The organism is Halovenus anhuiensis, from assembly GCF_037080055.1.
Classification (GTDB): Archaea; Halobacteriota; Halobacteria; order Halobacteriales; family Haloarculaceae; genus Halovenus.
The window spans coordinates 71,360-83,382 of record NZ_JBAOJI010000004.1; the positions used below are offsets into that span (position 1 = coordinate 71,360).

13 protein-coding genes are annotated in these 12,023 nt (G+C 61.9%); 3 read left to right on the forward strand and 10 right to left on the reverse strand.

What is annotated here, in order from left to right; genetic code table 11:
• Positions 1-2: 2 nt before the first annotated feature.
• Entirely contained in the window at positions 3-1,670 is a 1,668-nt protein-coding gene (locus V8P86_RS11255; RefSeq protein WP_336327367.1) for an acetate--CoA ligase, read from the reverse strand.
• Positions 1,671-1,838: 168 nt separating this feature from the next.
• Here V8P86_RS11255 and V8P86_RS11260 point away from each other — a divergent pair, with 168 nt between their 5' ends.
• Complete coding sequence (locus V8P86_RS11260; protein WP_336327368.1) at positions 1,839-2,642, forward strand: N-acyl homoserine lactonase family protein; 804 nt, start codon at positions 1,839-1,841, stop codon at positions 2,640-2,642.
• Positions 2,643-2,645: 3 nt separating this feature from the next.
• Here V8P86_RS11260 and V8P86_RS11265 read toward each other — a convergent pair whose 3' ends face one another.
• The 6 genes from V8P86_RS11265 to V8P86_RS11290 all read right to left on the reverse strand — a co-directional run bounded on the left by V8P86_RS11265 (position 2,646) and on the right by V8P86_RS11290 (position 7,993).
• Entirely contained in the window at positions 2,646-3,050 is a 405-nt protein-coding gene (locus V8P86_RS11265; RefSeq protein ID WP_336327369.1) for a plastocyanin/azurin family copper-binding protein, read from the reverse strand.
• A 54-nt stretch (positions 3,051-3,104) separates the two neighbouring features.
• Positions 3,105-4,238 carry a 7,8-didemethyl-8-hydroxy-5-deazariboflavin synthase subunit CofG gene (gene cofG / locus V8P86_RS11270; protein WP_336327370.1) on the reverse strand — a complete coding sequence of 378 codons (1,134 nt, stop codon included), beginning with the start codon at positions 4,236-4,238 and terminating at the stop codon, positions 3,105-3,107.
• 220 nt (positions 4,239-4,458) lie between these two features.
• Positions 4,459-5,064, reverse strand: coding sequence for a 2-phospho-L-lactate guanylyltransferase (gene cofC, locus V8P86_RS11275; RefSeq protein ID WP_336327371.1), 606 nt, complete (start codon positions 5,062-5,064; stop codon positions 4,459-4,461).
• A 3-nt stretch (positions 5,065-5,067) separates the two neighbouring features.
• Positions 5,068-5,802 (reverse strand): hypothetical protein, encoded by a 735-nt coding sequence (locus tag V8P86_RS11280; RefSeq protein ID WP_336327372.1) that lies wholly within the window; start codon positions 5,800-5,802, stop codon positions 5,068-5,070.
• Positions 5,780-6,949 carry a tubulin/FtsZ family protein gene (locus V8P86_RS11285; protein WP_336327373.1) on the reverse strand — a complete coding sequence of 390 codons (1,170 nt, stop codon included), beginning with the start codon at positions 6,947-6,949 and terminating at the stop codon, positions 5,780-5,782. The genes V8P86_RS11280 and V8P86_RS11285 overlap by 23 nt, the downstream gene beginning before the upstream one ends.
• A 150-nt stretch (positions 6,950-7,099) precedes the next feature.
• Positions 7,100-7,993 carry a complex I NDUFA9 subunit family protein gene (locus tag V8P86_RS11290; RefSeq protein ID WP_336327374.1) on the reverse strand — a complete coding sequence of 298 codons (894 nt, stop codon included), beginning with the start codon at positions 7,991-7,993 and terminating at the stop codon, positions 7,100-7,102.
• A 107-nt stretch (positions 7,994-8,100) separates the two neighbouring features.
• Here V8P86_RS11290 and V8P86_RS11295 point away from each other — a divergent pair, with 107 nt between their 5' ends.
• On the forward strand, positions 8,101-8,445 hold the full coding sequence (locus V8P86_RS11295) for a DUF8036 family membrane protein (RefSeq protein WP_336327375.1): 345 nt from the start codon (positions 8,101-8,103) through the stop codon (positions 8,443-8,445).
• Between the two features lie 3 nt (positions 8,446-8,448).
• Here V8P86_RS11295 and V8P86_RS11300 read toward each other — a convergent pair whose 3' ends face one another.
• Both V8P86_RS11300 and V8P86_RS11305 read right to left on the reverse strand, forming a co-directional pair.
• Positions 8,449-8,739, reverse strand: coding sequence for a DUF8036 family membrane protein (locus V8P86_RS11300; protein ID WP_336327376.1), 291 nt, complete (start codon positions 8,737-8,739; stop codon positions 8,449-8,451).
• Complete coding sequence (locus tag V8P86_RS11305) at positions 8,736-9,011, reverse strand: ArsR/SmtB family transcription factor (RefSeq protein WP_336327377.1); 276 nt, start codon at positions 9,009-9,011, stop codon at positions 8,736-8,738. Before V8P86_RS11305 ends, V8P86_RS11300 begins: the two co-directional genes overlap by 4 nt.
• A 189-nt stretch (positions 9,012-9,200) precedes the next feature.
• Between V8P86_RS11305 and V8P86_RS11310 the strand changes: the two genes are divergently transcribed.
• Positions 9,201-10,952 carry an ATP-binding protein gene (locus V8P86_RS11310; RefSeq protein WP_336327378.1) on the forward strand — a complete coding sequence of 584 codons (1,752 nt, stop codon included), beginning with the start codon at positions 9,201-9,203 and terminating at the stop codon, positions 10,950-10,952.
• Positions 10,953-10,968: 16 nt separating this feature from the next.
• On the opposite strand, the gene V8P86_RS11315 is transcribed toward V8P86_RS11310, so the two are convergent.
• The gene (locus V8P86_RS11315; protein ID WP_336327379.1) at positions 10,969-11,976 is read right to left on the reverse strand and encodes a sodium:calcium antiporter; all 1,008 of its coding nucleotides are present in this window, start codon (positions 11,974-11,976) and stop codon (positions 10,969-10,971) included.
• Between the last annotated feature and the right edge of the window lie 47 nt (positions 11,977-12,023).

A 12,023-nucleotide genomic window follows, 5' to 3' on the forward strand; every position in this document is an offset into this window, starting at 1 on the left:
ACTTACTGCAGCCCCTCCTGTTCGCGTAGTGAGGCCCGACGAACTTTCCCAGTCGACGTTTTCGGAAGTTCCTCGACAAATTCGATCTCGCGTGGATACTCGTACTGCGCAAGGCGATCCCGGACGTGCTGGCGCAGCGAGTCGCGCAGATCCTCACCCGACTCGGCGTCCGGTTGCGCGACGACGTACGCCTTCGGCACCTCGCCGCGTTCGTCGTCGGGAACGCCGATCACGGCAACGTCGGCGACGGCCTCGTGATCGGCCATCGATTCCTCGATTTCGACCGGCCCGATCCGGTAGCCGGCGCTGATGATCACGTCGTCTTTCCTGCTCTCGAAGGCAACGTAGCCGTCCTCGTCCATCCAGCCCAGATCCTCGGTGAGCAGCCAGCCGTTTTTGACCTTGCCCGCAGTCTTCTCCGGTTTGTTCCAGTACTCCTTGAAACAGACCGGGTTGTCTTCGTACCGGACCGCAATCTCTCCGACATCGCCGGGATCGACGGTCGGTTCGGCAGTGTCGGGATCGACGATGGTGACTTCGTGGCCCGGACCGGCCCGCCCCATCGTCCCCTCGCGGAACTCCAGGAGAGCAGTACAGTCGCCGATGAGCATGTTGGCTTCGGTCTGGCCGTAGCCTTCGTGGACCGCCGCGCCGCCGAATGTCTCCTCGGCCCAGTTGACGATGTCCTGACCGAGTGACTCGCCGCCGCCGGCGATGGTTCGCAGGGTGTCGACGCGGTAGTCGGGGTCGGTCTGCATCATCATCCGCAGCGCGGTCGGCGGCCCGAAGAAGTTCGAGACGCCGTACTCTTCGATGATGCGGAAGGCGGTGTCGGGGTCGAACTGCCCGCCGTTGTAGGCAACGACGGGTTTGCCGTAGTACAGACCGGGGAAGAGCACGTCGAACAGCGACGCGACCCACGCCCACTCCGCCGGTGTCCAGAACACGTCCGACTCCTGCATCTCCATGTTGCCGAAAGTGGTGAGAAAGAGCGGGAGATGGCCGAGCAGGAGGCGGTGGGCGTGCCGGACCCCCTTCGGATCACCCGTTGTCCCCGAGGTATAGATGATAATCGCGTCGTCCTCGCTGTCGGTCTCGACCAGATCGAACTCCCGGGAGTACTCCTCGATTGTGTCCCAGAAATTCTGCTCGTCTCCGCGGGGTTCGACATCGCCCACGGTGAGCGTGGCGTTCAGTGAGAGATTCTCACGACCTTCCCGGAAGTCGTCGACGTTGGATTCGTCGACGATACCGGCGACGGCGTTGGAGTCGTCGAGTCGATACTCGATGGCATCGGGGCCAAAGAGCGTCGACAGTGGAACCGAAACCGCTCCGAGTTTCCAGCAGGCGATGTGTGCGATGACGGTTTCGACGCGCTGTGGCGAGTTGATCCCCACCCGGTCACCCTCTTCGACGCCGTGATCCCGGAGGTAGTTGGCGAGGCGGTTCGTCGCGTTCTGGAGTTGCCAGAAGGTGTAGGTCTCGCGCTCGCCGGATTCGTGTTCGCCGAAGACGGCAACACGGCTCTTGTCGTCGGCCCACCGGTCGCAGACGTACCACGCCATGTTGAATTGCTCGGGAACCTCCCACTCGAAAGAGTCCCGAAGATCGTCGTAACCCTCGTAGGAATTCTCGTAGAAGTGGTACGCGTCGAGTCGGTCACCGCGCATACTGTCCCCTCCGTACTCCGTGTCTCGCCTGTCGGGATACCGTCGTGTGTTGTGGATTCATATCACAGTCTCTGGTGGTACTATTCATGGGGGCAGCAAAAAAACCGGGTGGCCGAACGACCGTGCTGGTGGACCAAAGTATATGACAGCTCCTTGCGAAGGCCGCACATGGTCGAGGCAACCATCTCACTTGTCGACCGCGGGACGATTCGGACCGACGTGAATCATCTCATCGAGGGATTCAATATGGGATCAGCGGACGAGGAGAACCCGGACACGATGATGGTCGAAGGACCAGTCTACAATCTCGTCATCGATCACCCCGAGGGAACGATTCTCTGGGACACCGGCTCTCATCCCGAGGCGGGCGAGGGTCACTGGCCCGCGGAGTTGTACGCCACCTTCGAGCACCGCGACGCCGACGAGCGTGATCTGGAAACCGCACTCGACGACGTAGGCTACGCGATCGACGACATCGATTACGTCTTCCAGACACACCTGCATCTGGACCACGCCGGCAGTCTCCACCAGTTCGCGGAGACGGACGTGCCGGTGTTCGTCCACGAGAAAGAGCTGAAATACGCCTATCTCAGCGCGAAGACCGAAGAGGGAAGTCTCGCCTACGTCGCCGAGGACTTCGATCACGATCTCAACTGGGAGGTCGTTACCCGCGACCGGTCGACCTATTTCGAGGACGTGGAGTTTCTGCACCTGCCCGGGCACACACCCGGACTGATGGGAACGAAAATCGACCTCGACGGCCACGGAACAGTCATCCTCACGGGTGATCAGGCCTACGCCCGAGCGAACTACCACGACGAACAACCCCTCGGTGCCGGATTGCTCTGGAGCAGACAGCACTGGCTAGAGAGTCTCCGATTCCTCAAAGACCTCGAACGAAAACACGACGCAGAGATGTTCGTCGGTCACGACGCAGAGGATGTCGAACGGTTGGAGGGCGGCCTCCCCTGACGATCAGTACACGCCGCCTCCGCCATCGTCGTCTGAGCCTTCGACCGTGATTGTCCCGGTCATCTCTCGGTCTTCGTGCGGTTCACAGACGTACTCGTAGGTGCCGGTGACTTCGAAGGTGTGTTCGTGTTCGTATCCCTCTTCTTTCGTCTCGGCGACGCCCGCCCAGTCGCTCCCGTCAGGCTGGCTGTCCACGCGGATAGTGTGTCCCGAACTCTCCCAGACGAAAGTGACGGTTGTCCCAGCCTCGATGGTGAGTTCGGCTGGATCGAAGACGGTCTCGTCCGATCCGACAGCGACTGTTCGCTGTTCGTCCTCACTGTCGCTGGTACAGCCTGCGAGTGCGGTCACTGCTGTCGCGGCCATCCCCACCAACAACCCTCGTCGCGTGAGATAATCCCGGTACATACCATACGTTACGGAGAGAACAGGAAAAAACCGCACATGAGTACGCAACCAGTGTCAGTACGTCTCCCCGGCGATCACGGCCCGATACCGCTGGCTAGACTCACTCTCTGCGGTGAGTTCCTCGCGGATCCGCCGGGAGATCCAGTCGCCGCCGTCGAGCGGCGGTTCGGCCGGTGTGTCGTCGAAGAAGTCACTGCGAAGGTCGTCCGGCAGATATCGCTCGTAGACCGGCAACCGCTCGTGTAGCGGGACGCCGGCCTCCTCGGCGATGGTCTCCAGATGATCGAGTGCCGGCCACGCGTAGTCGGGATTGATGTGGTCGTCGGTGACCGGCGACACGCCGCCGAGGTCGTCGATGCCACAGTCGGTGACTTCGCCGGCAGGCGCGAGATTCGGTGGCACCTGCAGGGAGATTTCCTCGGGGAGGGCCTCGCGGGCCATCGCCACCGTCCGCCGAAGCGTCTCCAGGTCGGGTTCGCCGCCGTGCCAGCGCTCGTTCTCGACGACTGGCTGGACGATTACCTCCTGAATGTGGCCGTAGCGTTCGTGCAGATCACGAATGACAAGCAGGCTCTCCGCGCGGTCCTGCCAGTCTTCGCCGATGCCGACGAGGATACCAGTCGTGAAGGGGACGCCGAGTTCACCCGCGGTCTCTATGGTCTGGATGCGCTGGTCGGGCGTCTTGACTCGCGGGCCACTGTGGGCAGCCACGTCGGCAGTCGTTTCGAGCATGACACCCATGCTCGCGTTCAGATCCGCGACTGCGGCCATCTCCTCGCGAGTTTGGTCGCCGGGGTTGGCGTGGGGGAGCAATCCCTCGTCGAGCGCGATTTCACAGGCCTCGGCGAGATAGCTGTGGATCGTCTCGTGGCCGTACTCGGCGAGTTGCTCGTAAATCTGCGTGTAGCGGTCGTCGGGGTCGTCGCCGAAGGTGAACAGTGCTTCCGTACAGCCCGCATCCGCGCCCTCGCGGACGATATCACGGATCTCCTCGGGGGAGAGCAACGACGCCTCGCCGGGCGGGTCGAAGTACGTACAGTAGGTACAGGTGTACCGGCAGGCGGTCGTCAGCGGGACGAAGACGTTCCGGGCGAAGGAGAGATGATCGGCAGGATCGACGTCCGCCGGTCGGACGGCTACCAGTTCGTCGATGGCTCCGGCGGGGATGTCGATAGCGTCGACGCTCACAGTACGGTGTGGGGACCAGATAGTGAAATGAGTCACGAAAACGGGCCAGCCATGGGAGTAGGGCTGGCCAACTGCGCCAAGAGCGGTGGAGCCTGGCACGGTTGCGGGTGCGCGGCGCGAGACACGTACCCATGCACGGGTCGGCCCGTGCGTTAGCCACTACGTATCCTCGGGTCAAAAAGTTTCTTGCCGCGTCAGACGGCCGTCTGCGCCGGCCAGATCACCGTACAGTACACCGCCCGCCGCTCGTGACGAGCTCGAATCCCTCGTCGTCGAGCCAGTCCGCGGCCGTCCCGGTCCCGTGAAGCAGGACCTCCGCGAGATCCGCTCGTTCGTCGATATCCACCGCGAGTCGGAACGAATCGACCGTGTTGACGATCAGGTCGGACGCTTCTGCCTGTCGGCGGTGTTTCCGGTAGGAGCCGTCGTGGTAGTCGACCCGAAATTCGGGATGGCGTGAACAGAAGGCGTTCGTTCCGCCGCCGAGTCCGGGCGCGAGCACGACTTCCCCATCGGCCCCGAGCAGGCGGTCGATCGTTTCGGGCGTGACTAGCGGGAGGTCGGCCATTACGACGGCAACGGGCAGTGTCATCGAGTCGAGGACGCCGTTGACCGCTTCGGTGAGCGGGCGGTTGTCGACGACAACCGACCGGGATCGGTCGAGGTCGGCGGTACTCAGGATTCTTGGTTCGTGGCCCGCTGCGTCGATTGCGTCGAGAACATCGGTGAGCATCGCGTCTGCGAAGGCTCGCCGCTGATCGGCTGAAAGAACGGAGGAAAGGCGGGTGTTCGGATCGCGCGGGTCGAACGGGACGAAAACGTCCATCGCCTACTGGAGTTTGTTCGTGTTCTGCGAGCGCTGGCTGTAGACGTAGTAGCCACCGCCGACCAGGAGCAGCAACACGACGACACCGACTCCGACGAACAGCATCGTCTGGGTCTGCTCGCTACTTTCCTGGCTTTCGATGATCGAATCGGCTTCGGTGGTTGCCTGCTCGAAACTGCCACTGTTGTACAGTTCAACCGCCGACTGGAAGTTATTATCGTCCTCGTTGGCGTACTCCGAGGCCTCGTCGATCCGGTTTCGAGCCTCTTGGCTCTCAGGAGTGTATCGCTTGACGTTCCACGTCTCGATGACACCGCTGTCCGCGTCGGAGACACGAACAGCCGTAAACTTCTCTTGGTCGGGGTTCTCGTAGCTGTACTGGTCGATTTCCGGAACGGTCCCGGTCACTTCGATTTCGACCTGATCGATAGCCTCGTTGTCCAGCGTGAGGTTTGCCTCTCCTTCACCGGACTGCTGAATCGTCTCTGTGGGCGTCGTCGCAGTGATGGTCACGCCAGCGTCCTCGAACTCAGAGTCGACAGAGAGCGTCCAGCCCGGGTTCCGTTCGGCGAAGGGCTCTTCCATCACGACGGTGGCGGTCTGCTGCTGGCCGACTTCCATCTCGTCGTTGACACCGCTGTCGTCGAATTCGAAGGCTGTTGCTGTCCCGGCCGCTCCGAGGGAGACGGCGAGCAATACCGCTAGAACGATGACCTTAGAAGAGTGGGTCCAGTTCATCTTCATCATCTTCGACAAGGGTCTCTAAATTCTCTTCGCTCTCTTCCTGGATTTCGTCGATATTCTCCTGTGCTTCGATGGCAATCTGTTGGAGTTCCTTGATCCGGGGGACGTTGTGAACACCCGAGAGGAGCACGGCCGCAGCGACGTTTGGCTCGTTGATCGGGTAGTCACCGCCGCGGACCTCCATACTGCCGGTCTGGTCTTCGAGCCACTTCCGACCGCGCTCGATTCCCTTCCGGTTGAGGTGTTTCGGTGGGCCAGAAACCACCAGCAGGGCACGCTCTGCGCCCTCGATCTCACAGGGCAGCGTGAGTCGGCCGAGGGCGGCTTTACGGACGAGCGACGTGATTCGGTTGGTCGTGTTTGCCGATTCGATATTGTCGTCGTCGCCTTTGAACCGGGAGAGCAATCCACCGGAGCTGTCGGTTTCGACAGCTTCGGCGTCGTAGCCGACCGTCGAGACACCACCACCGGAGAGGGTGTTGATGATCTCTGAGGAGTCGACGACACTCTCGGCGACGTTGTCGCCGCTGCCGACCTCGCCGGCCCCGAACAGGACACCGAAGCGGCGAACGATTTCGTCGTTGATCTCCTCGTAACCGCCTTCGACTGACTCACCGGTCTTCCGCCAGGAGTCGTTGTCGAACACGAGGAGGTTGTCGACCTCGCGGACGAACGTCTGGAAGGATCGGGCGGCGTTGAGCGTGTAGATCCCCCCTTCGTCGCTGCCCGGCAGGATCCCCAGTCCGTAGACCGGCTCCGTGTAGATTCGCTTGAGATGTTTCGCCAGCACCGGCGAGCCACCGGAACCGGTTCCGCCGCCGAGACCGGCGACGATGAGGAAGGCATCAATCTCGTGAACGGGGATGTTGTCAATCGCGCCCTGTACCTCGTCGATATCCTCCTCGGCGATCTCTGCACCGAGTTCGTTGTCCGCACCCACGCCGTGGCCTTTCACGCGGGCCTGACCGATCAGGACACGGTTTTTTTCAGGGACGTTCTCCAGCCCCATCAGATCCGCCTTCGCGGTGTTGACCGCGATGGCCGAGCGAACGATGCCGCTGCCCGTCCGCTCGTCGTATTCGAGGAATTTATCGACAATTTTCCCACCCGCCTGTCCGAAACCGATCATCGCTAATTTCATGTCTGGCTTTAGGCGAAACTATACCATCGCACACATAAGTGTTTTCCCCGAACTATCGATACTGCGAACCGCTCGCTGACGCATATCAACCTTGTGGCCAACCGATACGAACGCCGGTTATGTCCACGACAGCGGCGGAACAGCGGAGAATCAGCGCCTGTCAACGCCGAGATACGACGGTAGCGTCGTTAGCTCCGACCGTTCGATATCAAAGGCAGAAATATCATTTGTAGTAGTCGTGTTGTCGAACTGTAACGATCGGAACTGATCGCGGCCCATCGGGACGCCTGGAATCGCGCCCGCGACGCTCAGGCCGATGCCAGCGAGGGCCATCGGAATCGGGAGTATCTTGACTGACTGCCCGCGAGCCTGTCGCGTGAGTTTGGCGACCTCGGCGAGTTCGAGCACTTCTGGCCCGCCGATTTCGTACGTTTCGCCGACGTGGCGCTCGTCTTCGATGCTATCGGCGAGCATCTCGACCAGATCCGCGATGTAGATGGGCTGGAAACGCGTCTTGCCGCCACCGGGCAGCGGTGCGAGGACGGGCGGCGTGAGTTTCCGAGTGAAGGAGAGAAACTCCCCGCCGTCGCCGAAGACCACCGAAGGCCGGAAAATCGTCCAGTCCAATTCGGAGTCTTGGACGTGCTCCTCGGCGCGGCCCTTGGCTCGGATGTAGTGGGTCGGCCCGTCGGGGTCGGCCCCGAGCGCGCTCAGTTGGACGAACTGCTCGATGTCGTGTTTCTCGGCGCCGCGTACGCAGTTTTCGGTGCCGCCGCGGTGGAGTCGATCGTGCATCTCGTTGCCGCCCTTTGGCTCGAACAGCGGCGAGAGCGCAACGAGGTTGTAGACCACATCCTGCCCCTCGAAGGCCGATTCGATGGAGTCGTACGCCGTCACGTCACCCATCGCTGTCTCGACGCCGTCGGGAAGCGTTCCGCTGTCGGGACTGCGGGAGAGCACCGTCACGTCGTGATCGCGAGCGAGCAATTGCTCGCTGAGGTGTGTGCCGATGAAGCCGCTGCCGCCGACGAGAAGTATGTTCATACCGGTCTGTTGGATCCGACAGTGAATAAAGCCACCACTCCTCCGACGGAATCGACCGATGAGCGACACAGTTAGGCCGCAGTAGCTCAAAGTCGAGCGCACAACAGATGGCGTTCTGGATGAGTTCGGCGGTCGGGTTGGCCGTGGTCAATCTCTTCTTGTTGGCCGTCCTCGGGGCCGTCTGGCTGCGGAACTACCGGACCTTCCGGACGAATCTCCTGCTCGGGCTGTTACTGTTTGCCGGTGTGTTGGCGATGGAAAATCTCGTCGCAATCGGTGCCTATCTCTCGACGGAAATGGTCTACGCAGGCGGGACGAGGGCGATGTACGCGGTCGTTGGACTGCGTGCGATGCAGTTTCTCGCCTTGTCCTTTCTGACGGTTGTGACGCTGTTTCCCTCCGGGAGCATCTTCCGGTCGGTCCGCGAGCGAGCAAGCGGCGAGCGCTCGTGATGGTCAGTCCAGGCTCACGTAGGTGAACACGGAAACGGCAACTAGCTGGAGCGCTCGCATCACGACGACGAGGGTCCCGATGGTCGGATCGTCGACGAACAGCATCTCCATAGTAAAAAAGTAGAAATACAGCGCAACGAGATTCTCGGCGAGCAAGACCAGACAGAAGGCGAGCAAACCGAGGGCGAGTGGTGTTCCGAACGTTCGGTAGCTCTGGAGCCAGATGCCGCTGAGCACCAGCAGGACGAGAACGGTGAGGGCAGACAGCGCAGCAGCGATAGCGAGCGTGTTCATTCCAGATGCTCCATGATGGTCTCGAATTCGTCTTCGTGGTGTTCGAACTGGTCGGTCAAGAAGTAGAGTTCGCCGTAGTCGTTGCCCCCTGGCTCGACGACATCGTGTTCTTCGAGCATGTCGAGATGATGTCGGACGGTGTTGTACCCGATATCGAACTTCCCGGCCAACTGGTTGGCGTTGTGGGGTCTCTGTTGAAGAAGGCGGATGATACGAGCACGGTTCTCCCCACCCCGTGTTCCGGTGATTAGATACCACAGCGCCTTCTCCATCTTGTAGGGGATAAATGCCGGATCACATAAATCTGGCCAGATTCGGGTGACAACGCTGAATTCTAGACGGAGTTCACACGCAGTTTGAAAAATTCACTTTGGACCTCGGCGAGCAGCTCTTGGTATGTCGAACAGAGAGAGACAGATACAGACGGACTCAGCGAGAGGACTCACAGCCAATTGCCAGCAATGATCGGAACCACAGCACTCACCGCGGGAATCGTCGAGACGGAAACCACCATCACAGTGAGTCGGCTCCTACTGATCGCCGCAAGTGTGGGACTACTCGGAGCGGCCGTTCGGACCGCCCGCACGGCCACCGGTCCGGTCGGGCAGCCCTTCCTGGCACTGCTCGGTCTGCTCAGCGCCACGGCACTCTGTCTGGGTGTGACCGCGGGCTCGGGAACGGCGAACAAGCTGATCTGGCTGGGCACGAACCTCACCATCCCGGTCGCGCTGCTGGCGGTGAGCTGTCGGTACTACGGTATTGCACTGTTCAGTTCCAGAGCGAGAACCGCTGGCGTCCTCGTCCCACTCGGTGCCGGAGCGGTCGGCAGTCTGCTGCTCATTCTCGGAACGCCGGCAAAGACACCGGGAGCGGCGGCGCCGCTGGAACTGCTCGCCGGGCTCCCGCCGCTCGTCTTCGACGCCGCGGTAACGTTCGACCGTGTCGGGCGGTACTACACGGCTGCGCTGGTCCTCGTTGCCGTCGGAATCGTCGCCGTGAACGTCCTCAGATACGAACACCTCGACACGCGGCTGGCGGCCGCGCTCGCCTTCGTCGGCGGCTGGCCGTGGCTCGGGAACTTCGTCGTTCCCGAACTGGGAGCCGCATACGGCGACGGGGCGGCGATCAGCGTGCTCGCCGGCGGCTACCTCGTGAGCGTTGCCGTCGCCGGACTCGTCATCGGACCACTTCGACTGTTCGAGTCCTCGCCGGCCGCCGGCAACATCGGTCCCGAACGAGCGCTCGATTCGATGGCTGATGCCGTGATCATCACCGACGCCGAGGGTCGAGTTCTTCGGCTGAACGCGGTAGCTCGCGAGATATTCGGGATGACCGCAGCCGAGTCGGTCGGTCAGCCCCTGCCGGCGGTCGTCGGACGCCAGGAATCGGAACTGGATACGGAGTCGCCGGTCGAAATCGAGACGACAGACGGGACCCGGCAGTTCGCCGTCACCCGTTCGCCGGTGAGAAACGGCGGAACGACCCGCGGGACGGTGTACGTCCTCCGGGACGTGACACGACGACAGAACCGCGAGCAGCGTCTCGAAGTCCTCAATCGAGTCCTGCGACACAACCTTCGGAACGACGCGACGAGTATCATCGGTCGGGCACAGCTCATCAGCGAGGGTGACGGTGGCGAAGACTCCGCACAAGCGATCATCGAGACGACGCGGGATCTGGTCGGCGTCGCCGAGAGTGCCCGCGATATTGAAAGTATGATGGCTGCGACCGGAAGCCAGCGAGCGGTCGATGTCGAGCCCATCGTTCAGCGCGTTATCGACGATATCGGCTCGGCGTATCCGGGTGTCGAGCTAACAACGGCGGTGCCTGCAGACGCGACGGTGGCCGCCAGCGAGCGAGTCCTCGAAACCGTCCTCACCGAACTCGTCGAAAACGCGGCGAAACACAACGACACTTCGGAACCGTTCGTCGTTGTCTCGGTCGAGCAGTCCCGAGACGGTTCTGCGGTGATCGCCGTCTCTGACAACGGACCGGGCGTCCCGGAACACGAGCGGGCCGTTCTCGACTCCGGGGGTGAGGACCAACTGGAACACGGCAGCGGCCTGGGGCTGTGGGCAGTCCATTGGGGAGTGACACAGATCGGTGGGACGCTCTCGATTACCGAGAACACGCCTCGCGGAACGACGGTGGCGATGACGATGCCGACAGCGGCAAACTCACACCAGGATACCAGTGTGTCGGCCACGTCGTGATTGTCGAGGCCGCCGATCAGTTCGGGAGCAAGCTAACCAGCGCGACCGCTTCGGCGAAAACCCAGACGACAAAGAGCGCGTACGCCCCGAGCAGAAGATACGCCTCTCGACTCGTGAGCAGAAGTCCGGTCCGCAGAGTCACGAAGAGCAGAACCGTCGCCGCGATCAGACAGCCCATCATCGGTGCGGCGATGCCGAAATCGATCGGTGCGGCCCCGAGCAGGAGGATACCGAAGGGGATGACGACGAGCAGATCGAAGATATTCGAGCCGACGACGTTGGCGATGCTGGCGACGTGGTCCTCGCTGTCGGCGGCCTGGATGCTGACCAGCGTGTCGGGGAGGCTGGTCGCCGCCGCGACGATGGTTACCCCCCAGAGGAAATCCGGCGTGTCCGCAACTTCGCCGAGATAGATGACGGAATCGACGAGCCGTTCGACGGAAACGAGGATGACGAGCAACCCGGCTAAAAGCCAGCCCCACTCCTTGCGTGGCTCGATTCCGCTGGTCGGCGGTGTCTCGGTGTAATCGACGGTGTCCTGCCACTGCAAGAAGAGATACAGTACGTAGACGAGAAGGGGTGCGGCAGCCAGCGGGCGAGTCAGTTGTCCCGAGAGCGTGCCGTCGATCGGGTTGTAGATCAGCGCGAGCGCGAAGGTCAAAAAGAGGACGACGACCGCGAGCAGATAGAACAGTGTCTCCTTGTGCACGAGCGTCCGCGTCGAATTCATATCTCGGCCCGGGACCAGCACGGCGAGTGCAGGGATCACGAGGACGTTGAAAATCGCCGAACCGACGATTGCGCCGACACCAAGCCCGAAGGAACCCGCGAGGGCGGCGAAGACGACACTCGCCAGTTCGGGAAAGCTCGATCCAGCGGCAGCGATTATGCCGCCCTGAACGACCGGTGGAAGCTGGTAGTAGGTCGCGAGGCGGGCACTCGCGTCTTCGAGCCAGCCGCTGCCGATCCAGATGGCTGCCGTGGTGACGACGACCACCGCAATCGCGACCGCCAGTTCGATCATCTGTCTGGCTCTTGTCCGGCCACTCTATAAAAGCGGCCGGTGTCGGT